Below are 21,371 nucleotides of genomic sequence, written 5' to 3' on the forward strand. Positions count from 1 at the left end.
AGCCATGATCCACGCAGCAATGTCCCGCATCATGCTCCGGCGCATCGCCGCTTGATGGGCATTCCCACACAGTCAGTCAGAGCCTTATGTCACGCACCGGATCAAGCGCTTGCGCAAGCGGCAAAAGGCCAGGCACCACCACCGCCAGTTCGCGCCCGAGGCCTTTGCCCAGATCCTAAGGCAGTGCGAGGTCAAGCGGCTTCAGTTCGTCGCCCTCCGATCGCAGGTCGGCCGGCCGACGCCCGGGAAGGGCAGAACGCCTGCGCCGACCGGTTCAACAAAGCTCACTGTATCCTTTCTCAAAGGAGAAATAGGCGAATTTTCCTTTGTTGGGGCTTGCCTGGGTGCCGCGGCAGGCTTTACGTTTCCGAAATGTTCCGGCTTAGGGAGCCCCATATGACCGCCGCCCACGCCACCGCCCGCCGCCCCGGCCGCTTGGCCGAATCCCGCGAGCAGCCCTTCCACAGCGTCGAGGAGGCTTGGTTCTGGACCATGAAGGCCCTCATCGCCCGGCGCGATGGCGCCCGCATCGTCTCCGGCGCCGGCCTCGTGTCCCGCCCGTGCGAGCCGGATGACGTGGTCCGCTGCCTCGACCGGCTGTACCGGCAGCGACGGATCGAATTGGCGCATGCCCGCATCCTCCGCCTCTGGGGCGAGCGTGGATCGGCGCCCGATCCGCGCCAGCCGCGGGAGGCCGGGGATGCGCGGCTCTGGGGCGAGGCGATGCGCCGACTCGACTGGCCGCTGCGGGTGAAAGGAATCGTGACAGGCCCGCTGCCGGTCGCGCAACAAGCTGATATCCTTGGACTTTCCGGTCGGGCCGGCTGATGCGTCCGGGCCATCGCCGGGCCGTGGCGGCGGCGCAGCAGGTCTTCCTGGTCTTCGGCGGCGCGGCCGACCAGCCCTGGCTGCGGCTGCTGCGGCCGGGCTTCCGCCACTGCTTCGCAGTGCTGGCCGATGCCGGCGGCTGGACGGTGCTGGAGCCGCTGACCGGGCGGCTCCTGGTGGCGCGGCTGGACCTGCCGCCGGGCTACGACCTGCCCGGCTTTTACCGGAGGGCGGGGCTCGCCGTGCTCGGTCCCTTCGTGCCCGGTGAGGCGCGGGCGCGCTGGCTGCCGCCGCTGCTGCCCTTCACCTGCGTCACGCTCTGCCGGGCCGTGCTGGGCGCGGCGGCGCCCTTCGCGCTGACTCCATATGGCCTGTTTCGTTCTCTAAACAAAATCGAAGGAAATAGGAAAAATATCTTGACAACGGCGCCAAGCCAGGGTTAAATCCCCCTCGTCAACGGGCGATTTGCGCCCGTTGGCCTCCTCCCGATCCTCCCCACTGCCGCGGGCCCGGTCCTTCCAGACCGGGCCCGCGGACTTTTGGGCGGCCGGATCGGCTCCCTGACCCAAAATCCGAGGTGACGCGCATGGGTGGCCTGTTCCGTGCCCCGAAGCCGGTGATCGTCCCGCCGCCCGCGGCCCCGCCGCCGGCCGCCCCGACACCGACGCCCGAGCAAGCCGGGCAGCAGGCGGTGGCGGAGTCCCGCACCCGCGCCGCCCGCGGGCTGGAGGGCACCATCGCCACCTCCGATCGCGGCCTGCTCGGGCCGCTGCCCACCATCGCCCGCAAATCGCTGCTCGGGGAGTAGGCGCCGATGGAACCCGAGACCCTGCTCGCCCGCCACGACGCGGCGCTGGAGCGGCGCCGCCCGCTCGAGCCGCTCTGGCAGGCCTGCTACGACCATGTCCTGCCGCCGATCGGCGCCGGCGCGGCGCTGTTCGACGCCACCGCCGCCGATGCCGCGGAACAGCTCGCCGCCTCGCTCCTCGCCGAGCTGACGCCGCCCTGGTCGCGCTGGTTCGGCCTCGCCCCAGCCCGGCCGGGACCGGAGGACGCGGCATTCACCGCGGCGCTGGAGGAAGCGGCGCAGGCGCTGCAACGGCATCTCGACCGGTCGAATTTCGCGGTCGAGATGCACCAGGCCTTCCTCGACCTGGTGGTCGCCGGCACCGGCGTGCTGCTGGTCGAGGAGGCGCCGCTCGGTGCCGCCTCCGCCTTCCGCTTCGCCGCCGTGCCGCTGCGCGGCGCGGTGCTGGAGGAAGGCGAGGAAGGCCGGCTGGAGGTGCTGTTCCGCAGCACCCGGCTGCCCGCCGCCGCGCTGCGCCGCCGCTTCCCCGCCGCCCCCCTGCCGCCGGAACTGGAACGCGCCGCCGCCAATGGCGACACCCAGCCCCTGCCGCTGCTGGAGGCGATCTGGCCCGAGCGCGGCACCGCCCGCTATGCCGCGATTCTCGCCGACCCGGGCCGGCCGCTGCCGCTCGCCGAGGGCCGCTTCGCCGAGAGCCCCTGCATCGCCTTCCGCTGGCTGAAGGTCCCGGGCGAGCAGTATGGCCGCGGCCCGGTGATGAAGGCGCTGCCGGATATCCGCACCGCCAACAAGGTGGTGGAGCTGGTCCTCAAGAACGCCTCCATCGCCGCGACGGGCATCTGGCAGGCCGAGGATGACGGCGTGCTGAACCCGGCGACGGTGAAGCTGGTGCCCGGCGCCATCATCCCCCGCGCGCCGGGCAGCAGCGGCCTGACGCCGCTGGCGGCGCCGGGGAATTTCGATGTCTCGCAGCTCGTGCTGCAGGACCTGCGCGCGCGCATCCGCGGCGCGCTGCTGGCCGACCGGATCGGTGCGCTGCCCAGCGGCCCGATGACCGCGACCGAGGTGCTGGAGCGCGGCAGCCAGGCGGCGCGGCTGCTCGGCGCCACCTATGGACGGCTGCAATCCGAGCTGCTGACGCCGCTGGTCGGCCGCTGCCTCGGCATCCTCGGCCGGCGCGGCGAGATCGCGCCGGCGCTGCTGGCGGGGCGCGAGGTCGCGCTCCGCTACGAGAGCCCGCTGGCCCGGATGCAGGGCCGGGCGGATGCGGCGAACACGCTGCTCTTCCTCCAGGCGGTCGGCCAGCTCGGCGGCGATGCCGCGCGGCAGGTCGATGCCGGGGCAGCCACGCGCTGGCTGGCCCGCACCCTCGGCGCCCCCACCGAGGTGCTGCTTCCCAACCCCACCAACCGGGAGTGACCCGAAGGATGCCCGAGGATCTGTTGCAGCCCGAGGTGCCGGCCGGCGCCGCGCCGCGTCCGGCCGATGTGCCGGCCGAGTTCTGGGACGAGGCCAGCGGCGCCCTGCGCACCGAGGCCCTGCTCGCGGCCTGGCGGGCGCTGGAGGCGCGGCTGGCCGAGCGCCATGCCCCGCCCGGCCCCGAGGCGCCGCCCGAGGCGCTGGCGCGCTTCCGCGCCGCCATGGGCATCCCCGAGACGCCCGATGGCTATGCGATCGAGCCACCGCACGACCTCTGCTGCGCCGATGCGGCGGTGAATGCGCGGCTGCATGCGGCGCATTTCAGCCAGGATCAGGCGCAGCTCGTCTACCAGCTCGCGGCCGAGCGGCTGCTGCCGCTGATCGCCGAGGCGGCGGCGGAATTCGAGGCCGACCGCCAACGTGGCCGCCTCATCGCGCATTACGGCGGCGAGGAGCGGTTCCGCGCCATGGCGGCGCAGCTCTCGGCCTGGGGCAAGGCCCGGCTGCCGCCGCCGGTCTATGCCGCGCTGTCCGCCACCGCCGAGGGCGTGTTCGCGCTCGAGCGGATGATGCAGGGCGGCGAGCCGCCCCTGGCGCGGGAGGCCACGGCGCCGCCCGCGGAGAACGAAGCGGAGCTGCGCGCCCTGATGCGCGACCCCCGCTACTGGCGCACGCGCGAGCCGGCCTTCGTCGCCCGCGTCACCGAAGGCTTCCGCCGCCTCGTCGGCGGCTGATCCCCATGCCCGCCGCGATTCTGCGCGGCGCGGTCCCCACCCCCAGGAGAAGGGCGAACCATGTCCAGCTCGATCGACCAAGCCTTCATCAAGCAGTATGCGGCCGAGGTGCAGGAAGCCTATCAGCGCCAGGGCAGCAAGCTGCGCCCGCTGGTGCGCAGCAAGTCCGATGTGCGCGGCGCCTCGACCATCTTCCAGAAGGTCGGCCGCGGCACCGCCGCCGCCAAGGCGCGCAACGGCGTGGTGCCGGTGATGAACATCGACCACACCAATGTGGAATGCTTCCTACAGGACTACTATGCCGGCGACTGGGTCGACCGGATGGACGAGCTCAAGACCAATCTCGATGAGCGCGCGGTGGTCGCCAATGCCGGCGCCTATGCGCTGGGCCGCAAGACCGACGAGCTGATCATCGCCGCGCTCGATGCCGGCACCGGTGAGGCGATCGGCACCAATAGCGGCGAGACCGACAATGACGGCATGACCCGCGCCAAGGTGCTGCTGGCCTTCCAGATGCTCGGCAATGCGGATGTGCCCGATGACGGCAACCGCTTCGCCATCGTCGGTTGGAAGCAGTGGAGCGAGCTGCTGACCATCCCGGAATTCGCCAATACCCAGTACATGGGCCCGGACGAGCTGCCCTGGAAGGGCACCCAGGCGAAGCGCTGGCTCGGCGCCACCTGGATGCCGCATAGCGGCCTGACCAAGAACGGTTCGCTGCGCTACTGCTACTTCTTCCACAAGACCGCGGTCGGCCATGCCTCGGCCGCCGAGATCGCCACCGATGTCACCTGGCATGGCGATCGCGCCGCACATTTCGTCAACACCATGATGAGCCAGGGCGCGGTGCTGGTGGACAATGCCGGCCTGGTCCGGATGCGCTGCAAGGAATAGCGCGCGCCGCCCCACCCCGCCTGCGCGGGGTGGGGCTTTCCACCCTTCCACATCGCCGGAGTTCCGCATCCGATGGCCCTCTCCGCCCTCGCGCTCTGCACGCGCGCGCTGCTGAAGATCGGCGCCCAGCCGATCGCCTCGCTCGACGAAGGCACCGCCGAGGCCGAAGTGGCGGCCAACCTCTATCCCGGCACGCGCGACGCGCTGCTGGCCACCCATCCCTGGAGCTTCGCCACCGGCCAGGCGCGGCTGGCGCGGCTGGCGGCGGTGCCGGTGGCCGACTATGCCTGCGCCTTCCAGCTCCCGCCCGGCTTCCTTCGCGCCCTCTCGGCCGGCGTGCCGGAGAGCGGCCGCGGCCTCGCCTACCGGCTGCTGGAGGACCGGCTGCATTGCGGCGCCGAGCAGGTGGTCCTGACCTATATCTTCCGCCCGGAGGAAGGCGCCTTCCCGGCCCATTTCGCCGCCGCGCTGGTGGCGCGCCTGGCCGCCGAATTCTGCATCCCGCTCACCGAGAACACCGCCCGCGCCGGGGCGCTGATGGCCCAGGCCGAGGCCGAACTGCGCAATGCACGCCGCGCCGATAGCCAGCAGGCGACACCGCGCGCCATCGAGGATTTCCCGCTGATCGCGGTGCGGGGCTGAGCATGGCCCAGTCCCGCACGCTGAAGACCAGCTTCACCGCCGGCGAGGTGGCGCCGGAGCTGCTCGGCCGGCCCGACCTCCGCGCCTATGCCAATGGCGCGCGGCGGCTGCGCAACGTCTTCATCCAGCCGACCGGCGGCGTGACGCGCCGCCCCGGCCTTCGCCATGTTGCGATGCTGCCCGGCCCGGCGCGGCTGATCGCCTTCGAGTTCAATACCGAACAGACCTATCTGCTGGTGCTGACGGACGGGCTGCTGCAGGTCTTCGTGGAGGACGGGCTGGTCGCGCAATTCGCCGCGCCCTGGACCGCGGCGATGCTGCCGCAGCTCGCCTTCACCCAGAGCGCCGACACGCTGCTGCTCTGCCACCCCGATATGGTGCCGCAACGGGTGACGCGGACCGGTCACACCGCCTGGACCATCCAGGCCTGGAGCTTCCTGCGCGAGCCCTTCCACCGCTTCGCCGCGCCGGATGTGGCGCTGACGCCGGGCGGCACCACGGGCAGCATCGTGCTTACCGCCTCGGCCGCGGTCTTCACGCCCGGCCATGCCGGCGTGCGCTTCCGCATCGGCGGCAAGCGGGTGCTGGTCACGGCCGTTGCCTCCGCCACCCAGGCCACCGCCATGGTGGAGGAGACGCTCACCGGCACCGGCGCGACCACGGATTGGGAGGAGGCGGCCTTCTCGCCGGTGCATGGCTGGCCGGTCTCGCTCTGCTTCCATCAGGACCGGCTGGTGATCGGCGGCTCGCGCGACCTGCCGAACCGGCTCTGGCTGTCGCGGACCGGCGACCTGTTCAATTTCGATCTCGGCACCGGGCTCGACGACCAGGGGATCGAATTCGGCCTGGTCTCGGATCAGGTGAATGCGATCCGCGGCGTCTTCTCCGGCCAGCATCTCCAGGTCTTCACCTCGGGCGCCGAGTGGATGGTGAGCGGCACGCCGCTGACGCCGAGCAGCATCCAGCTGACGCGACAGACGCGGGTCGGATCGCCGGTCGGGCGCATGGTGCCGCCGGTCGATGTCGATGGTTCCACCCTGTTTGCCGCCCGCAGCGGGCGCGGCATCTTCGAATTCACCTATACCGACCTGCAGCAGCTCTATCAGGCGAATGACCTGGCGCTGGCCGCGCAGCACCTGGTCCGTGACCCGGTGGCCATGTGCTACGACCAGCGCCGCCGGCTGCTGCATGTGGCGATGGCCGATGGCGGCCTCGCCACCCTCACGCTCTACCGCGCCGAGCAGGTCACGGCCTGGACCCGGCAGGACACGGCGGGCGCCTTCCGCGCGCTGGCCGAGATCGAGGGCACGGTCTGGGCCGCGGTGGAACGCGCCGGCACGCTGCGGCTGGAGCGCTTCGACGATGCGCTCGGCCTCGATGCGGCGCTGACCGGCGCCTCCGCGGCGCCGCAGGACCGTTGGTCCGGCCTGGCTCACCTCGAAGGCCAGCGGGTCGGCGTCGTGGCCGATGGCGCGCCGCGCGAGGCGGCGATGGTCGTGGGCGGCGCCGTCACCCTCGACCCGCCGGCGGCCTTGGCGCAGATCGGCCTCGGCTTCACGCATGTGATCGAGCCGCTGCCGCCCGACCTCACCACCGCCGCCGGCACGCTAGCGGCGCCGCTGCGGCTGGTCGCCGCCACCTTCCGCCTGCTGGAGACGGCGGCGCTCGCGGTCGATCTCGGCCGCGGGCCGGTGCCGGTGCCCTTCCGCCGGCTGGACACGAATCTGCTCGATGCGCCGCCGCCCGGCTTCACCGGCGATGTGCGGCTGCGCGCGCTCGGCTGGCGGGGCGATGCGATGCAGCCGCTCTGGCGCATCGAGGACGATACGCCGCTGCCGATGACGCTGCTTTCCGTCACCACCGAGACGAGGATCACCGACTGATGGGCGCACTCGCTTCGATCGCCACCGTGCTCGGGGCCGGGGCCACGATCTACGGCCATGTCCGCCAGGCCCAGACCCAGGCCGCCGGCAATGCCGCCCAGGCGGCGGCCACGGCGCAGCAGCAGCAGGCGCAGCAGGCCGTTCTCGCCGCGCAGCAGGACGAGGCGGCGCAGCAGCGCCGGCAGACGCTCGCGCATACCGTCGCTGCGGCGCGCGCCCGGATGGCGGCGGGCGGCGTGCTGCCGGATGAAGGCTCCGCCGCCGCGCTGACCGGCGGCCTGGCGAGGGAGGCGGCGGCGGCGCAGGGCGCCGAGGACGCCACCTTCCGCGCCCGCATGGCCAATGGCCGCGCCAGCCTGCTGAACCCGGACGGCACGCTGACCGCGCTGCTGCAATCCGGCCGCGGCTTTGGCGTCATCGCCCGCAACCTTCTCGACTGACCCGGAGCCCAGCATGGACGACCACATCAAGATCGGCGACGTCGCGCCGCGGGTGCAGTATCAGGCCGATGGCGTGCAGACCGCCTTCCCCTATCCCTTCCCGATCTTCGGGCCGGAGGATCTGGAGGTGCGCCTCGACGGGCTGCCTCTGGCCGCCGGCTTCGTCGTCACCAATGCCGGCGCCAGCGAGGGTGGCAGCGTGGTCTTCGACGCCCCGCCGCGCGCCGGCGCCCGGGTGACCCTGCGGCGCGACCTGATCGTCGCCCGCACCACCGACTTCCAGCCGAACGGCGTGCTGCGCGCCCGCAGCCTGAACGATGAGCTGGACTACCAGGTCGCCGTGTTGCAGGAGGTGAAGGAGGGGCTGGGCAATGCCCTTCACCTCGATCCCTCCGAGCTCGGCGGCACCACCACCCTGCCGCCGCGCGCGGCGCGGGCCAACCGGCTGCTCGGCTTCGACAGCCTGGGCGACATCGCCACCTTCGGCCGCGATGAGGGGCTGATGACCCTCGGCTTCCCCGGCGCGGTGCCGCGCACGGTGGAGGACAAGCTGGCCGAGCGTCTTTCGGCCCGCGATTTCGGCGCGACCGGCGACGGCGCCACGGATGACGGGCCGGCCTTGCAGGCGGCGATGACGGCGGCGGTGGCCAGCGGCCGGATGCTCGAAATCGGCGAGGGCACCTTCCGCAGCGCGCGGCCGCTGGTGCTGCCGGGTGCGGCGGCCGGGCTGCTGATGCGCGGCACCATCCTCTATGCCGGGCCGGCGGGGCAGGCGGCGCTGACGCTCGGCGATGGCGGCGCGGCGAACAACCAGGGCAAGCGCTACCTTGGCCTTGCCGTGCTGCGGGCGGTGCAGAGCGACTGGTCGAGCGAGGCGGATATCGGCATCCGCATCCTCAACATCGATGCCTGCCAAGTGGAGGTCCGGCGGGCGGAGCGCTTCACCATCGGCGTGCAGCTCGCCGGCGATGCGCGCGGCTGCGAGGATAGCGAGCTGCGCTATGGCCGCATCATCGACAACCGCATCGGGCTCGACCTGCGGACGCTTACGGCGAGCGCCTGGATGAACTCGCTGCGGCATCATGGCGGGCATTTCGCCTGTTCCAGCGCGACCAATCCGGGGCTGGCGCGGTTCGGCGTGCGGCTCTCCGCCGCGCCCGGCGCCTATACGCTGCACAACACTCATCTGTTCGTCGGGCCGGCCTTCGAGTTGCAGCGCCAGGGCACGCCGGGGACGGTGGATGCCATCCCCTTCCTGCTGGAGGTGGACGGGCGCGGCCTGACCGCGACGGGCATCCGCATGGAGGCCTGCTCGCCCTATGTGGCGCGGCATACCGGCGGCTTCAGCGATGCCCGCTACGAGGTCGCCTATGTCGGCACCTATGGCTATCTGGGCTGCGCGGTGCAGTATCAGGGCGCGACCCGGGCGGGCGGGACGGTGATGCCGCTGCACCAGGCCGCGGCCGCTATCGGGTCCCCGCGGCTGGTGGCGGCGGCGGAGAATATCCGGACGCTCGCCTTCCGGCAGAGTATCTCGGTCAGCGACGGCATCGGCTTCGACCAGATGGCGGTGCTCTCGGGCAATCCCTCCGGCCCGCCCTCGACGCTCAACGGCTTCTGTTTCGCGGGCCTCAACCTGTTCACGTTGAATGCCGATGATGTCGGCATCCCGACCTCGCGGGCGCTCGCCTTCGTGGTTGATTGCAGCGGGTGCAAGGAGTTCTTCATCGCCGCCGAGGGCACCGGGCTGCGGCCGATGGCGATGCAGTTCGACGGGGCGGAGGCCGTGCTGGGCGCCGGCAGTCCGGTCCTGTTCTCCAACATGAATGCGGTGATGCAGGGCCCGCCCTCCTATTGGTGGGAGGGGAATGCGGATCTCGACAGCCTGACCGGCGGGCTCATGCTCAACCGACTGCAGCGCGTCACCCTTTCGGCCGATGCGCAATATGCGGCGATCGGGGTGCGGGGCAGTTCGGCCGCGGCGGTGCTGCGCTCGCTCCGGCTCTATACCTCGGCGCTGCATGCGCCGCGGCTGCTCTTCGGCGGCTCGCGCGCCTGGGGCAAGCGGGAATACACGGCGAGCGACACGGGCTGGACGGTGCCGGCGCTGGCCGCCGGTGCGACCGCCACCTATGACGTCACGCTGCCCGGCGTGCGGCAGGGCGATTTCGTCCGGGCCGGCTTCGCGCAATCCTCCGGCTTCCAGAATGGCGGCGTCGTCTTTCATGCCGCGGTCGGCGGCACCGCCGGCACCAACCAGGTGCGGGTCACGGCGCAGAATATCAGCGGCGGGTCGATCACCCTCGGCGCCGGGACGCTGTTTGTCCGCGCCGTCAAGCCGCGGCTGTAGCGCGATGGACCGCTTCATCATCGCCGGGGATTTCGCCGGGGCGGCCGCGCTGATCCTGGCCGACTACCGCGGCTTCGTCGCCCGCTATGCCGAGGAGCCGGAGGATGCCGTCACCAAGGCCTTCTCCGCCCGCCACACCGCCGGGCGCACCGCGCTCGCGCATCTCGAACAGCTCGTGAAGCTCGCCGCCGAGGCGGGGGACGAGGCGCAGCGCAAGGCCGTCGGCGAGGTGCTGGCGGAATGGCGCCGCCTGATGCCACCCATGCAGGAGGAGGAGGATGCCGCAGGCGGAGGAGGCTGACTTCCTGGAATTCGCCTGGATCTGGAACGCCACCCAGAACCAGGGCCTGCCGGTGCCGCACCGCCGCATCATCCGCTGGCTGGCGGCGCGCTGGGAGGCGGGCGACCGCCGCCTGCTGCTGATGGCCTTCCGCGGCTGCGGCAAATCGACGCTGGTCGGCTTGTTCTGCGCCTGGCGGCTGCTGCGGGCGCCGGAGACGCGCATCCTGGTCCTCGCCGCCGACCAGGTGCTCGCGGTGAAGATGGTGGCGCAGGTCCGCCGCATCCTGGAACGCCACCCGCTCTGCCGCGCCCTGCGGCCGGGCCGGGCGGAGAGCTGGGCGATGGACCGCTTCACCGTCACCCGCAAGGCGGTGCTGCGCGATCCCTCGATGCTGGCGCAGGGGGTGGGCGGCAACATCACCGGGGCGCGGGCCGACCTCATCATCTGCGATGATGTCGAGGTCGCCGGCAATTGCGACACGGCCCAGAAGCGGGAGGAGCTGCGGGAGCGGCTGGCGGAATGCGAATTCGTCCTCGTCCCCGGCGGCACCGTGCTGTTCGTCGGCACGCCGCATTGTGCCGAGACGCTCTATCTGCCGCCCGATGACTCCGCGGCCTTCCTGCGCGGCTATCGCCGGCTGGTGCTGCCGCTGCTGGATGCGGAGGGGCGCAGCGCCTGGCCGGAACGCTTCACGCCGGCTGGCATCGCGGCGCTGCGCGACCGGGTGGGGCCGCTGCATTTCACCCGGCAGATGCTGCTGCAGCCGGTGGCTGAGGCGGCGCTGCGGCTCGATCCCGCCCTGCTCATCCGCTACGCGGCGGAGCCGGATTACCGCGAGGCGGGCGGGCGGGCGCAGCTCAGCCTGCTCGGGCGGCGGCTGGCCTCGGGCGGCGGCTTCTGGGACCCGGCCTATGGGCGGCCGGGTTCCGGCGATGCCTCGGTGCTGGCGGCGACCTATGCGGATGGGGAAGGGGGGCACTACCTGCACCGCCTCGCCTATCTGACGCATGACCCGGACAGCGCGGTCGATCCCGCCACCCAGCAATGCCGGGCGGTGGCGGCCCTGGCGCGGGAGCTGCTGCTGCCGGTGATCCGGGTCGAGACCAACGGGCTCGGCCGCTTCCTCCCGGCCCTGCTGCGCCGGGCGCTGGCCGAGGCGGGGGCGCCCTGCGCCGTGGTGGAACATGCCAGCCGCCGGGCCAAGTCCGAGCGCATCCTGGCGGCGCTGGAGCCGGCGCTGGCCGCCCGCCGGCTGCATGCGCATGAGAGCGTGTTCCGCACCCCCTTCCCCGGGGAGATGGCCGCCTGGCGGCCGGAGGCGCCGGGCCAGCGGGACGATGCGCTGGACGCGCTGGCCGGCTGCCTGCTGGCCGAGCCGGTGCGGCTACCCGCCGCGGTGCCGGCCCCGCGCGCCATGGCTTGGCGGGGATAAGGGGCCGAGAGGGGCTTTGCCCCTCTCGCACTCTCCCCACCAAGGGCCGAAAGGCCCTTGGAACCCATGAGTTAAACTATTGGTTTCCAAAGGCCCTTCGGCCTTTGGTGAGGGAGCTTGAGGGGGCAACGCCCCCTCAACCCGCCTTCCGCTTCAGGATTTCCGAGGCATGCCGCTCCTGGCCGGCCTCGGTCAGCTCATACCGCCCATCCGCCCGAAGACAGGCGAGGCCCATGCCCTGGAGCCGTTCCAGGCAGGGGCCGTCCTTCAGCCCATCGGGCCGCCCGCCCGCGCCCACCAGCACCAGCCGGTGCAGCGCCGCGCGGCAGCAGGTCTCGAGATAGGGCTCGTTCCAGATCCTCACGTCACCATCGCGTCCCGGTTCCACCCCTGTGTGGCGGCGCCGGCGCGCGCGTTCAAGGAGGCAAAGTGCCGCGATGTCCTTCGAACCCACCTGGTGGATCAGCGCGGTGGAGGCGCCGATCGTCGCCGCGCTGTTCTGGATGATCCATGGCCTCCGCCACGATCTGCATGATCGGATCGACCGCGCCGCCGAACGCGAGAGCGAGGCCGCGCGCCGGACCCGCGACGATCTCGCGGAGTTCAAGCTGGAGGTGGCGCGGAGCTATGTGCCGCTCTCCCTCATCCGCGACGTGGACCGGCGCCTCTCGCAGCACCTGCTGCGGATCGAGGAGAAGCTGGAGGCCGTGGGCACGCTGCGGCTGCGCGACCGGCTCGGCGGGGACGAGCCATGACCGGGGCGGAGGTGCTGGCGCTCACGCTGCGCGCCGAGGCCGCCGGGCGGCCGGTGCGGGCGCTGGAGGCGCTGGCGGCGCTGGTGGTGAACCGCGCCCGGCTGGCGGCCGAGGGCTCTGCCCCGCGCGCCCGCTTCGCCCCGGATGCGGGGGCGGGCTGGGCCGGGCTGCTGGCCGCGGCCTGCCGGGCGCCCTTCCTCTTCGCCTGCTGGCAGCCCGGGCGCCGGCCCCCGCTCGCCGCGCCGGATGCGCTGACGGAGGCCTGCCAGCGCATCGCCCGCCGTGCCCTGGGCGGCGCCCTGGCCGACCCCACCGGCGGGGCGACCCATTGGCATGACGGGGCCTGCCTGCCCGGCTGGGCCATCGGCCAGGTGCCGGTGGCCGAGATCGGCGGGCTGGTCTTCTACCGGCTGGCCGCCGAGGCGCCGCCTTGCGCCAACGCAAAGCCGGCGGCCGAGAGCAGGGCTAGGCTCCGCGCATGAGCCCCGCCGCCTCCCCCCGCCTGCTCCGCGCCCTGGCCGAGGCCCGGGTGCCCCGCTACACCAGCTACCCCACCGCGGCGCAGTTCGGCCCGCTGGAGGAGGCGGAGTATCGGCGCTGGCTGGCGGAGGGGGTGCGGCCGGACGACGCGCTCTCGCTCTATGTGCATGTGCCCTTCTGCCGGGAGCTCTGCCTCTATTGCGCCTGCCACACCCGGCCGACCCGGTCAGGGTGGCGGATCGCGGAGTATGAGGCGGCGCTCGGCGCCGAAGCGGCACTGCTGGCCGCGGCGCTGCCGGCGCATGCCGGGCTATCCCATCTGCATCTCGGCGGCGGCACGCCCTCCATCCTCGGCCCGGCGGGGCTGCGGGCGCTGCTGGCAACGCTCCGCGCCCGCTTCGGCGTCCGCCCCGGCGCCGAGCTGGCGATCGAGCTCGATCCGCGCCTGCTCGATGAGGAACTGGCCGAGGCGCTCGGCGAGCTCGGCTTCACCCGCGCCAGCCTCGGGGTGCAGGACATCGCGCCGGAGGTGCAGGCGCGCATCGGCCGCATCCAGCCGGTGGCGATGGTGGAACGCGCCGTCGCCCTGCTGCGCGGGGCCGGGATCGGGGGCATCAATCTCGACCTGATGTATGGCCTGCCGGGCCAGACGGTCGCCCATGTCGAGGCCAGCGCGCGCTTCGCCGCCGCGCTCGGCGCCGACCGGCTGGCGGTCTTCGGCTATGCCCATCTGCCGGGGATGAAGGCGCATCAGCGGGCGATCGACGCCGCGGCCCTGCCCGGCACCGGGGAACGGCTCGACCAGGCGGAGGCGGCGGAGGCGGTGCTGCGGGATGCGGGCTATGTTGCCCTCGGCCTCGACCATTTCGCCCGGCCGGAGGATCCGCTGGCCCGGGCCGCGGCGGCCGGCCGGCTGCGGCGGAATTTCCAGGGCTACACCACGGATGATGCGCCGGTGCTGCTCGGCCTCGGCGCCTCGGCCATCGGCTCGCTGCCTGGGGGCTTCGCCCAGAATGCGGTGGATGAGCGGCGGTATGCCGAGGCGGTGGCGGCCGGCCGGCTGCCGATCGCCCGCGGCCTCGCGGTGACGGCGGAGGACCGGCTGCGCGCCGGGCTGATCGAGCGGCTGATGTGCGACTTCGCGCTGGACCTCCCGGCCGGCCCCGTCACGGAGGAGGCACTGGCCCGGGTGGCGCCGCTGGAGCGCGACGGGCTGGTCCGGCGCCTGCCAGGCCGGATCGAGGTGACGCCCGCCGGCCAGCGCTTCGTGCGGCAGGTCGCGGCCTGCTTCGATGCCTATTTCGCGCCGGAGGCGGGGCGGCATTCGGTGGCAGTGTGACACCCGGTCGCTTGACCAGCCGCCGCCCTGGACCGAAAGCAGGCGGCATGACCCAGCCCATCTACACCATGGTCCGCAACGCCGACTGGCGCGCCGCCGAGGCCGCCGGCGCCTATGCGGGCAGCGCCGATGACCGGCGCGACGGCTTCCTGCATTTCTCGACTGCCGCCCAGCTCCGCGCCAGCGCCGCCAAGCACCGCGCCGGGGAGCGGGACCTTCTATTGGTCGAGGTGGATCCGGCCGCGCTCGGCCAGGCGCTGCGCTGGGAACCGGCCGGGAGCCGCCCCGGCCTTTTCCCGCATCTCTATGGCAGCCTGCCGCTCTCCGCCGTGCGGGCGGTGACGCCGCTGCCGCTCGGCGCCGATGGCGCCCATGTCTTCCCGCCCGGCATCGACTGAGCCAGGCCCTGCCTGCGCGCCCGCTCGCTCATCAGGCAGGCGAAGACCACCACCACCCCGCCCAGCAGCATCGCCAGATCGGGGTGATGGCCCCAGATGGCGATGTCGAGCGCGACCGAAAGCGGCAGTGCCGCGAAGCCCCAGGGGCCGAGCTGCGCCGCATCGGCATGGCGATAGGCCGCCGCGGTGCAGACCACGGCACCGCCCGCCAGCAGCCCGTTCGCCAGCATCCGGAACAGGTCGAAGGCCGGCGGCGTCTCCCACCCTGCCAGGCCGAGCAGCCCGCCGAAGAGCGGCAGGCCGAGCAGGCTCGGCCAGAGGATGACGCCGACCAGGCCGGGTTCCACCCGCAGCTTGCGGTTCAGGGTCTGGTTCAGGGCGAAGGCGATGGTGGCGACGGTCACCGCGGCATAGCCCTGCCAGGGCCCGCCCGCGCCGCCGCCGAGCTTCGGCGCCACCGCCAGCAGCACCCCGCCGAAGCCCAGCAGGCACCAGCCCCAGGCGGCGGGCGCTACTTTCTCCCCCAGCATGAGTGAGGCGAAGATCAGGGTCAGCAGCGGCGCGGTGAAAAAGAACAGATAGCCCTCGGCCAGCGGGATGTAGCGGAAGCCGAGGAAGAAGCCGGCGGCCGAGACCATCATCGAACAGGTCCGCAGCGCCTGCAGCGCCGGATGCCGGGTGGCCAGCGGCCCGCCGAAGCCGGGCCGGATACCGCGGGCCAGCAGGAAGGCCGAGAGCAGCATGACGTAGCGGAGGAAGAGCACCTCGCCGAGGCCGTAATGGCCGGACAGCAGCTTGCTGTTCGCGTCGTTGACGCTGAACAGCATGATGCCGGCCAGCAGCAGCGCTGGACCTTTCAAGCCTTTCCTCCCGGCTTTTTTGCCACCCCCGGTTGTCGCGGGCCGGGGCCGGGGCGTCAACCGCGCTTCCCAACCCGCCCTGCCTCGGGCACACAGCGGCGCCATGACGCCACGCCTCGCCTCCCTCGCCACCCCTCTGCTCCGCCGCCTCGATCCCGAGACGGCGCATGGGCTGGCGCTTCGTGCCCTCTCGGCCGGGCTGGCGGGCCGGGCCGGGGAGGCAGCGGACCCGATCCTGGCGACCGAGGCGATGGGCCTCCGCTTCGCCAATCCGCTCGGCCTGGCGGCGGGGTTCGACAAGGATGCCGTCGCGGTGCTGCCGCTGATGCGGCTCGGCTTCGGCTTCGTCGAGGCAGGGACGGTCACGCCCCGGCCGCAGCCGGGCAACCCGCGCCCGCGCCTGTTCCGGCTGGCGGAGGATGCCGCCGTCATCAACCGCATGGGCTTCAACAATGGCGGGGTGGAGGCCTATCTGGCCCGCCTCCGCGCCCTGCCGCGGCCGCTGCCGGCGGTGTTCGGCGCCAATATCGGGGTGAACAAGGAAGGCGCCGACCCGGCGCGGGACTATCCGGCGCTCTATGCGGCGCTAAAGGGCCTGGCCGATTACGTCACGGTCAATGTCTCCTCCCCCAACACGCCGGGCCTGCGCGACCTGCAGGGGGAGGAGCGGCTGGCAGGGATCCTCTCCGGCATCGCCGCCATCGAGGGGCCGCCGGTGCTGGTGAAGATCGCCCCGGATTTGTCCGAAAACGCCCTCGGCCCGATCATCGAGACCTGCCTCGCCCATGGCGCCGCCGGCCTCATCGTCTCCAACACCACCATCGCCCGGCCCGAGGGGCTGCGCTCGGCCCATAAGGCCGAGGCGGGCGGGCTCTCCGGCGCGCCGCTGCGGGAGAAGGCCACGGCGATGCTGCGGGAATGCCACCGGATCGCCCGCGGCCGGCTGACGCTGGTCGGCGTCGGCGGGGTCGCCAGTGGCGCCGATGCGCTGGAGAAGATCCGGGCCGGGGCCAGCCTGGTGCAGGTCTATACCGCCTTCGCCTATGCCGGCCCGGCCCTGGTGCCGGCGATCCTCCACGACCTCGCGGCGCTGCTGCGGCGGGACGGTTTCGCCAGCGTCGCGGCGGCCGTCGGCACCGCGGCCTGAGGAGACGACCATGGACATCATCGACGGCATCGCCCCGCTGGCCGAGCGCTATGACGGCTACGTCCTCGACCTCTGGGGCGTCGTGCATAACGGGAAACGGCTCTATCCCGGCGTGGCGGAGGCGCTTGGGCAGCTGAAGGCGCGCGGCAAGCGCATCGTCTTCCTGACCAATGCGCCGCGCCGTGCCTGGTTCATCCAGGGCATGCTGGACCGCATGGAGCTCGACCGCGCGCACTATGACGGCATCATGTCCTCGGGCGAGATCGCCTGGCGGATGCTGAAGGAACGGCAGCACCCCTTCTTCGCGCCGCTCGGCCGGCGGGCCTTCCATATCGGGCCGGAGCGCGACCTCTCGGTGGCCGAGGAGGATGTCGCCGAGCTGGTCGACGACCCCGCCATGGCGGATTTCCTGCTCAACACCGGCCCCGACCCGGAGCGCGGCTCGATGGACCCGGCGCCCTATCGCCCGGCGCTGGAGGCGGCCGCCGCCCATCGCCTGCCGATGGTCTGCGTGAACCCGGACCGCTTCGTGATGGTCGGCGAGGACCGGCTGATCTGCGCCGGGGCCCTGGCGGATATCTACCTCGATCTCGGCTGCCCGGTCTTCGAGGTCGGCAAGCCCGACCCCGCGGTCTACGATCCGGTGATGGAGCTGCTCGGGCTGACCGACCGCAGCCGGGTGCTCGCCATCGGCGACACGCCGCATACCGACCTCGCTGGGGCGGCGGCGGCGGGGATGGATGCGCTCTGGGCGCTGACCGGCCTCGCCGCCCATGCCCATGGCGACGACCCGGACCCGGAGCGGCTGCGGGCCGAGGCCCTGGCCGAGGGCGTGGACCCGATCGCCGCCATCCGCGCGCTGCGCTGGTAGCCCTGGCGTCATTCCGGCCTATGCTGCCGTCGGTTGGCAGCGGGAGGTCACGAATGATCGGACGGCGCAGGCTTCTTCAGGCTTCGGCCCTTACCCTCTCCGCGCCGCGGTTGGCCGGGGCGCAATCGGGGCAGAAGCTGCTGCGCTTCGCCCCGCAGGCCGATCTCGCCATCCTCGACCCGATCACCACCACCGGCTTCGTCACCCGCAACCACGCCTTCCTCGTCTTCGACACCCTCTATGGCTGGGACGAGCAGTACCGGGCGCAGCCGCAGATGGTCGCGGGCCACACCGTCGAGGATGATGGCCTCACCTGGACCATGACCCTGCGCGAGGGCCTCCGCTTCCATGACGGGGAGCCGGTGCGGGCGCGGGATGCGGTGGCCAGCGTGAAGCGCTGGGGGCTGCGCGACAGCTTCGGCCTCGCGGTCATGGCGGTGACGGAGGAGATCACCGCCCCCTCCGACCGGGTGATCCGCTGGCGGCTGAAGCGGCCCTTCCCGCTGCTGCCGGATGCGCTCGGCAAGGTCGGGGCCAATGTCGCCTTCATCATGCCGGAACGGCTGGCGAGCCAGGATGCGGCCCTGCCGATCTCGGAGATGGTCGGTAGCGGTCCCTTCCGCTTCGTGGCGAGTGAGCGCGTCCCCGGCTCCCGCGCGGTCTACACCAAATTCGATGGCTATGTGCCGCGCCCGGAGGGGACGCCGAGCCTGCTGGCCGGGCCGAAGCAGGCCTATCTCGACCGGGTGGAATGGCTGACCCTGCCGGATGCGACGACGGCCGCCGCCGCGCTCCGCCGCGGTGAGATCGATTGGTGGGAGCAGCCGACGACCGACCTGCTGCCGACGCTGCAGCGCGGCCGCGGCATCAAGGTGGAGGTGCTGGACCCGACCGGGGCCATCGCCATGCTCCGCTTCAACCACCTGCATCCGCCCTTCGACAATCCGGCCATCCGCCGCGCCGTGCTGGGCGCGATCAGCCAGTCGGATGTGATGACCGCCGTCGCTGGCAATGACCGCTCGCTCTGGCGCGACGGCGTCGGCTTCTTCGCCCCCGGCTCCATCATGGCGAGCGATGAGGGAATGGCGGCGCTGACCGGCCCGCGCGACCTCGCCGCTTCCCGTCGCGCGCTGGAGGCGGCCGGCTACAAGGGCGAGAAGGTGCTGCTGATGGCGCCGACCGACTTTCCTGCCATCAATGCGATGAGCGAGGTGGTAGGCGATGTCTTCCGCAAGCTTGGCCTCAACCTCGACTATGTGGCGATGGACTGGGGTAGCGCGTTGCGCCGCCAAGCCAACCGCGAGACGCCCGACAAGGGCGGCTACAACGCCTTCTGCACCTATACGGCGGGGGTGAACCAGTTCAACCCGGCGGCGCACAACTTCATCCGCGGCAGCGGGCTGACCGCGACCTTCGGCTGGTCCACCAGCCCGCAGCTCGAGGAGATGCGGAACCGCTGGCTGCAATCGACCGATGACGAGGCCCGCCGCGCCATCGGGCGCGAAATGCAGCGCCAGGCCTTCCTCGACGTGCCCTATGCGCCGCTCGGCCAGTTCTACCAGCCGACCGCCTACCGCGAGGATGTCAGCGGCCTGCTGAAGGGGCTGCCGCTGTTCTGGAACGTCCGGCGGGGCTGAGGGCCGGGGGAGGGTGCCTCAGCGCGCCGGGACCACTTCGAAGGGCCTGGCCGCAAGGAAGCCCGCCCCAGCCCGCAGCACCAGCGCATCCGCCAGGCGAGGCCCGGCGAGCTGCAGCCCGACCGGCAGCCCTGCCTCCGTCACCCCGCAGGGCACCGAGATGGCCGGGCCGTGGGAGAGGTTGAAGGGGTAGGAGAATTCCGCCCAGACCAGCCAGTCCCAGTCATGCGGCGGCCAGTGCGGCGGGCGTTGCAGCCCGACCGGGAAGGCGGCGACCGAGGCGGCGGGTGTCGCCAGCAGGTCGAAGCCGGCCTCGCCGAACCAGGCATTCACCGCCGCCGCATAGGCGAAGCGGCGGGTCTGGGCGGCATGGGCCTGCATGAAGCCGAAGTCGCGATAGGCCTCGGTGCAGGCAACGAGGCCGGGATCCATCTGCGCCGCGGCCTCGGCATCGGCGGCGAGGAAGGGGCGCATGGCGCCGCCCCAGAGGTCGCGTTCCAGCCCCGGCCCCTCCGGGCCCCAGGGCGGCGTCACCTGCTCGACCGTGGCGCCGGCCGCCTCCATGGCGCGGACGGCTCCCTCCACCAGCGCCGCCACCTCGGGATCGACGCGGGCATGGCCCAGATCGGGGCTATAGGCGATGCGGAGGCCGCGCAGCCCGCCCGGCTCCACCTCCGGTGCGAAACGGTCGGGCAGGGTGGTGTGGTCCAACGGATGCGGGCCGGCGAGGACGGAGAACATCAGCGCCGCATCCTCGGTGCTGCGGGTGATGGGCCCGGCATGGGAGAGGGCGCCATTGTTCGGCACCGGCACATAGGGCACCCGGCCATAGCTCGGCTTGAAGCCGACCGCGCCGCAGAAATGCGCCGGCAGGCGGATCGAACCCGCCCCATCGGTGCCGAGATGCAGCGGGCCGCAGCCGGCGCCGGCCAGCGCCGCGGCGCCGGAGGAGGAGCCACCGGCGGTCATGCCATGGGCCCAGGGGTTGTGCGTCGCCCCCGTCAGCGGGTTGTGGCTGACGGCGGTCCAGCCCTGCTCGGTGCTGGTGGTCTTGCCGAGGATGATGGCGCCGGCCTCGCGCAGCCGGGCGACCAGCGGCGCGTCCCCGGTGGCGGGAGCGGCATCGGAGAGGCGGGAGCCGCGCCGGGTCGGCAGGCCCCGCACCGCCTGGATGTCCTTGATGGTGACCGGCACGCCGTGCAACGGGCCGAGCACCCCGCCCCGCATCACCGCCGCCTCGGCCTCCCGCGCCGCGGCGCGGGCGCCTTCGGCATCGAGGGCGACAAAGGCGTTGAGCAACGGCTCCTTCGCCCCCACACGGGCGAGCACCTCGTCGATAATCTCGACCGGCGAGGCGCGCTTGTCGCGCACCATCGCCGCCATCTGCACCGCCGAGGCGGTTGCCAGCTCAGTCGTCGCTTTGTCCTGGGCCATAGGTCGTCCGGTAGCTCTCGGTCATGATCTCATCGAGCCTACGACCGGGCGTGAAGCCTGCCAAACCGGGCGGATAGGGGACGCCCGCCGGCATGCGGGGACAGGGCTCGGCGGCGCCGATCACCTGGGTCACCGGGAAGCGGGCGGCATAGATCGGGAGGGCATAGTCCTCCTCCTCGTCGCCGACGCCCTTGGCGCGGATCTTCCCGCTGGCTTCCTCGATGGTCATGCCGATGACCATGGTCGCCTTCAGCTCCTGCGTGGTGCTCGGGCGCAGCTCGGCATTCCGGCCGGGATAGAAGCGGTCGATCATGATGTCGAGCGCCTTCGCCTTCTCGTCGAGATCCTCGACGATATGCGCCGTGCCGAAGCACATGGCGGAGCGGTAGTCGACCGAATGGTTGAAGCCGCAGCGGGCGAGGACGAGGCTGTCGAGATGCGTCACGGTCAGGCAGACCGGGATGCCCGGCTTCTGCACGCGCAGCATCCGGCTGGCCGAGGAGCCATGCCAGTAGAGATGCGTCCCCTCGCGCCAGAAGGCGGTCGGCGTGCAATAGGGCTGGCCGTCGATGACATAGGCGATGTGGCAGATCATCGCCGCATCGAGGATGGCATGCACCGTCTCGTGGTCGTAGCGGCCGCGCTCATGCAGGCGCTTCACCCGGTTGCGGGGCGTGACGGGATAGGCGGTCTCGGACATCGGGCTTCTCTCGCAAGGGGCGATGGGTGCATATGAC

Annotated in this window: 23 protein-coding genes; 19 read left to right on the forward strand and 4 right to left on the reverse strand. The window is 72.3% G+C overall.

What is annotated here, in order from left to right:
• Nucleotides 1-396 precede the first annotated feature (396 nt).
• The 12 genes from JMJ55_RS27945 (at nucleotide 397) to terL (ending at nucleotide 11,713) form a co-directional block, all read left to right on the forward strand.
• Nucleotides 397-828 carry a hypothetical protein gene (locus tag JMJ55_RS27945; RefSeq protein WP_202828894.1) on the forward strand — a complete coding sequence of 144 codons (432 nt, stop codon included), beginning with the start codon at nucleotides 397-399 and terminating at the stop codon, nucleotides 826-828.
• A complete protein-coding gene (locus tag JMJ55_RS27950) occupies nucleotides 828-1,271 on the forward strand; it encodes a hypothetical protein (protein WP_202828895.1) in 444 nt (147 codons plus the stop codon). Before JMJ55_RS27945 ends, JMJ55_RS27950 begins: the two co-directional genes overlap by 1 nt.
• 143 nt (nucleotides 1,272-1,414) lie before the next feature.
• Nucleotides 1,415-1,636, forward strand: coding sequence for a hypothetical protein (locus JMJ55_RS27955; protein ID WP_202828896.1), 222 nt, complete (start codon nucleotides 1,415-1,417; stop codon nucleotides 1,634-1,636).
• A 6-nt stretch (nucleotides 1,637-1,642) separates the two neighbouring features.
• Nucleotides 1,643-3,055, forward strand: a complete 1,413-nt coding sequence (locus JMJ55_RS27960; RefSeq protein WP_202828897.1) for a portal protein — start codon at nucleotides 1,643-1,645, stop codon at nucleotides 3,053-3,055.
• An 8-nt stretch (nucleotides 3,056-3,063) separates the two neighbouring features.
• Nucleotides 3,064-3,789, forward strand: a complete 726-nt coding sequence (locus tag JMJ55_RS27965) for a capsid assembly protein (protein ID WP_202828898.1) — start codon at nucleotides 3,064-3,066, stop codon at nucleotides 3,787-3,789.
• A gap of 60 nt (nucleotides 3,790-3,849) precedes the next feature.
• Nucleotides 3,850-4,683 (forward strand): phage capsid protein, encoded by an 834-nt coding sequence (locus JMJ55_RS27970; protein ID WP_202828899.1) that lies wholly within the window; start codon nucleotides 3,850-3,852, stop codon nucleotides 4,681-4,683.
• A 72-nt stretch (nucleotides 4,684-4,755) separates the two neighbouring features.
• On the forward strand, nucleotides 4,756-5,325 hold the full coding sequence (locus JMJ55_RS27975; protein ID WP_202828900.1) for a hypothetical protein: 570 nt from the start codon (nucleotides 4,756-4,758) through the stop codon (nucleotides 5,323-5,325).
• 2 nt (nucleotides 5,326-5,327) lie between these two features.
• Nucleotides 5,328-7,208: a hypothetical protein gene (locus JMJ55_RS27980; RefSeq protein ID WP_202828901.1), complete on the forward strand. Its 1,881-nt coding sequence runs from the start codon at nucleotides 5,328-5,330 to the stop codon at nucleotides 7,206-7,208.
• A complete protein-coding gene (locus JMJ55_RS27985) occupies nucleotides 7,208-7,648 on the forward strand; it encodes a hypothetical protein (protein WP_202828902.1) in 441 nt (146 codons plus the stop codon). The genes JMJ55_RS27980 and JMJ55_RS27985 overlap by 1 nt, the downstream gene beginning before the upstream one ends.
• 13 nt (nucleotides 7,649-7,661) lie before the next feature.
• Nucleotides 7,662-9,998: a glycosyl hydrolase family 28-related protein gene (locus JMJ55_RS27990; RefSeq protein WP_202828903.1), complete on the forward strand. Its 2,337-nt coding sequence runs from the start codon at nucleotides 7,662-7,664 to the stop codon at nucleotides 9,996-9,998.
• 4 nt (nucleotides 9,999-10,002) lie between these two features.
• Nucleotides 10,003-10,299, forward strand: coding sequence for a hypothetical protein (locus JMJ55_RS27995; protein ID WP_202828904.1), 297 nt, complete (start codon nucleotides 10,003-10,005; stop codon nucleotides 10,297-10,299).
• Nucleotides 10,277-11,713, forward strand: coding sequence for a phage terminase large subunit (terL, locus tag JMJ55_RS28000; RefSeq protein ID WP_202828905.1), 1,437 nt, complete (start codon nucleotides 10,277-10,279; stop codon nucleotides 11,711-11,713). The genes JMJ55_RS27995 and terL overlap by 23 nt, the downstream gene beginning before the upstream one ends.
• Before the next feature lie 136 nt (nucleotides 11,714-11,849).
• Here the strand turns inward: terL and JMJ55_RS28005 are convergent, their stop codons facing one another.
• Nucleotides 11,850-12,071, reverse strand: coding sequence for a hypothetical protein (locus JMJ55_RS28005; RefSeq protein WP_202828925.1), 222 nt, complete (start codon nucleotides 12,069-12,071; stop codon nucleotides 11,850-11,852).
• 79 nt (nucleotides 12,072-12,150) lie between these two features.
• Here JMJ55_RS28005 and JMJ55_RS28010 point away from each other — a divergent pair, with 79 nt between their 5' ends.
• The 4 genes from JMJ55_RS28010 to JMJ55_RS28025 are packed head-to-tail and all read left to right on the forward strand — an operon-like array spanning nucleotide 12,151 to nucleotide 14,685.
• On the forward strand, nucleotides 12,151-12,468 hold the full coding sequence (locus tag JMJ55_RS28010) for a hypothetical protein (RefSeq protein WP_202828906.1): 318 nt from the start codon (nucleotides 12,151-12,153) through the stop codon (nucleotides 12,466-12,468).
• Complete coding sequence (locus JMJ55_RS28015; protein WP_202828907.1) at nucleotides 12,465-12,950, forward strand: cell wall hydrolase; 486 nt, start codon at nucleotides 12,465-12,467, stop codon at nucleotides 12,948-12,950. Before JMJ55_RS28010 ends, JMJ55_RS28015 begins: the two co-directional genes overlap by 4 nt.
• The gene (gene hemN, locus JMJ55_RS28020) at nucleotides 12,947-14,287 is read left to right on the forward strand and encodes an oxygen-independent coproporphyrinogen III oxidase (protein ID WP_202828908.1); all 1,341 of its coding nucleotides are present in this window, start codon (nucleotides 12,947-12,949) and stop codon (nucleotides 14,285-14,287) included. The genes JMJ55_RS28015 and hemN overlap by 4 nt, the downstream gene beginning before the upstream one ends.
• 47 nt (nucleotides 14,288-14,334) lie before the next feature.
• Complete coding sequence (locus JMJ55_RS28025; protein ID WP_202828909.1) at nucleotides 14,335-14,685, forward strand: DUF952 domain-containing protein; 351 nt, start codon at nucleotides 14,335-14,337, stop codon at nucleotides 14,683-14,685.
• Here JMJ55_RS28025 and JMJ55_RS28030 read toward each other — a convergent pair.
• On the reverse strand, nucleotides 14,592-15,545 hold the full coding sequence (locus tag JMJ55_RS28030; RefSeq protein ID WP_236034161.1) for a DMT family transporter: 954 nt from the start codon (nucleotides 15,543-15,545) through the stop codon (nucleotides 14,592-14,594). The two genes, JMJ55_RS28025 and JMJ55_RS28030, sit on opposite strands and share 94 nt — an antisense overlap.
• Before the next feature lie 103 nt (nucleotides 15,546-15,648).
• Between JMJ55_RS28030 and JMJ55_RS28035 the strand changes: the two genes are divergently transcribed.
• Genes JMJ55_RS28035 through JMJ55_RS28045 form a run of 3 tightly spaced genes read left to right on the forward strand, consistent with a single transcriptional unit; the run spans nucleotide 15,649 to nucleotide 19,200 of the window.
• The gene (locus JMJ55_RS28035) at nucleotides 15,649-16,692 is read left to right on the forward strand and encodes a quinone-dependent dihydroorotate dehydrogenase (protein WP_202828910.1); all 1,044 of its coding nucleotides are present in this window, start codon (nucleotides 15,649-15,651) and stop codon (nucleotides 16,690-16,692) included.
• Nucleotides 16,693-16,702: 10 nt separating this feature from the next.
• Complete coding sequence (locus tag JMJ55_RS28040; protein ID WP_202828911.1) at nucleotides 16,703-17,563, forward strand: TIGR01459 family HAD-type hydrolase; 861 nt, start codon at nucleotides 16,703-16,705, stop codon at nucleotides 17,561-17,563.
• Between the two features lie 53 nt (nucleotides 17,564-17,616).
• The gene (locus JMJ55_RS28045; protein ID WP_202828912.1) at nucleotides 17,617-19,200 is read left to right on the forward strand and encodes an ABC transporter substrate-binding protein; all 1,584 of its coding nucleotides are present in this window, start codon (nucleotides 17,617-17,619) and stop codon (nucleotides 19,198-19,200) included.
• 18 nt (nucleotides 19,201-19,218) lie between these two features.
• On the opposite strand, the gene JMJ55_RS28050 is transcribed toward JMJ55_RS28045, so the two are convergent.
• The gene (locus JMJ55_RS28050; RefSeq protein WP_202828913.1) at nucleotides 19,219-20,634 is read right to left on the reverse strand and encodes an amidase family protein; all 1,416 of its coding nucleotides are present in this window, start codon (nucleotides 20,632-20,634) and stop codon (nucleotides 19,219-19,221) included.
• Nucleotides 20,609-21,334 carry a pyridoxamine 5'-phosphate oxidase family protein gene (locus JMJ55_RS28055; RefSeq protein WP_202828914.1) on the reverse strand — a complete coding sequence of 242 codons (726 nt, stop codon included), beginning with the start codon at nucleotides 21,332-21,334 and terminating at the stop codon, nucleotides 20,609-20,611. The genes JMJ55_RS28050 and JMJ55_RS28055 overlap by 26 nt, the downstream gene beginning before the upstream one ends.
• Nucleotides 21,335-21,371: the final 37 nt, after the last annotated feature.

The organism is Belnapia mucosa, from assembly GCF_016775475.1.
Classification (GTDB): Bacteria; Pseudomonadota; Alphaproteobacteria; order Acetobacterales; family Acetobacteraceae; genus Belnapia; species Belnapia mucosa.

Bases quoted from the DNA above. Each gene is read 5' to 3' on its own strand.
- JMJ55_RS28045 (WP_202828912.1), top strand. From the start codon at position 17,617: ATGATCGGACGGCGCAGGCTTCTTCAGGCTTCGGCCCTTACCCTCTCC.
- JMJ55_RS27985 (WP_202828902.1), top strand. From the start codon at position 7,208: ATGGGCGCACTCGCTTCGATCGCCACCGTGCTCGGGGCCGGGGCCACG.
- JMJ55_RS28025 (WP_202828909.1), top strand. From the start codon at position 14,335: ATGACCCAGCCCATCTACACCATGGTCCGCAACGCCGACTGGCGCGCC.
- JMJ55_RS27980 (WP_202828901.1), top strand. From the start codon at position 5,328: ATGGCCCAGTCCCGCACGCTGAAGACCAGCTTCACCGCCGGCGAGGTG.
- JMJ55_RS28055 (WP_202828914.1), bottom strand. From the start codon at position 21,334: ATGTCCGAGACCGCCTATCCCGTCACGCCCCGCAACCGGGTGAAGCGC.
- JMJ55_RS27955 (WP_202828896.1), top strand. From the start codon at position 1,415: ATGGGTGGCCTGTTCCGTGCCCCGAAGCCGGTGATCGTCCCGCCGCCC.
- JMJ55_RS27995 (WP_202828904.1), top strand. From the start codon at position 10,003: ATGGACCGCTTCATCATCGCCGGGGATTTCGCCGGGGCGGCCGCGCTG.
- JMJ55_RS27960 (WP_202828897.1), top strand. From the start codon at position 1,643: ATGGAACCCGAGACCCTGCTCGCCCGCCACGACGCGGCGCTGGAGCGG.
- JMJ55_RS27965 (WP_202828898.1), top strand. From the start codon at position 3,064: ATGCCCGAGGATCTGTTGCAGCCCGAGGTGCCGGCCGGCGCCGCGCCG.
- terL (WP_202828905.1), top strand. From the start codon at position 10,277: ATGCCGCAGGCGGAGGAGGCTGACTTCCTGGAATTCGCCTGGATCTGG.
- JMJ55_RS27975 (WP_202828900.1), top strand. From the start codon at position 4,756: ATGGCCCTCTCCGCCCTCGCGCTCTGCACGCGCGCGCTGCTGAAGATC.
- JMJ55_RS27990 (WP_202828903.1), top strand. From the start codon at position 7,662: ATGGACGACCACATCAAGATCGGCGACGTCGCGCCGCGGGTGCAGTAT.
- JMJ55_RS28035 (WP_202828910.1), top strand. From the start codon at position 15,649: ATGACGCCACGCCTCGCCTCCCTCGCCACCCCTCTGCTCCGCCGCCTC.
- JMJ55_RS27970 (WP_202828899.1), top strand. From the start codon at position 3,850: ATGTCCAGCTCGATCGACCAAGCCTTCATCAAGCAGTATGCGGCCGAG.
- JMJ55_RS27950 (WP_202828895.1), top strand. From the start codon at position 828: ATGCGTCCGGGCCATCGCCGGGCCGTGGCGGCGGCGCAGCAGGTCTTC.
- JMJ55_RS28015 (WP_202828907.1), top strand. From the start codon at position 12,465: ATGACCGGGGCGGAGGTGCTGGCGCTCACGCTGCGCGCCGAGGCCGCC.
- hemN (WP_202828908.1), top strand. From the start codon at position 12,947: ATGAGCCCCGCCGCCTCCCCCCGCCTGCTCCGCGCCCTGGCCGAGGCC.
- JMJ55_RS28010 (WP_202828906.1), top strand. From the start codon at position 12,151: ATGTCCTTCGAACCCACCTGGTGGATCAGCGCGGTGGAGGCGCCGATC.
- JMJ55_RS28040 (WP_202828911.1), top strand. From the start codon at position 16,703: ATGGACATCATCGACGGCATCGCCCCGCTGGCCGAGCGCTATGACGGC.
- JMJ55_RS28050 (WP_202828913.1), bottom strand. From the start codon at position 20,634: ATGGCCCAGGACAAAGCGACGACTGAGCTGGCAACCGCCTCGGCGGTG.
- JMJ55_RS27945 (WP_202828894.1), top strand. From the start codon at position 397: ATGACCGCCGCCCACGCCACCGCCCGCCGCCCCGGCCGCTTGGCCGAA.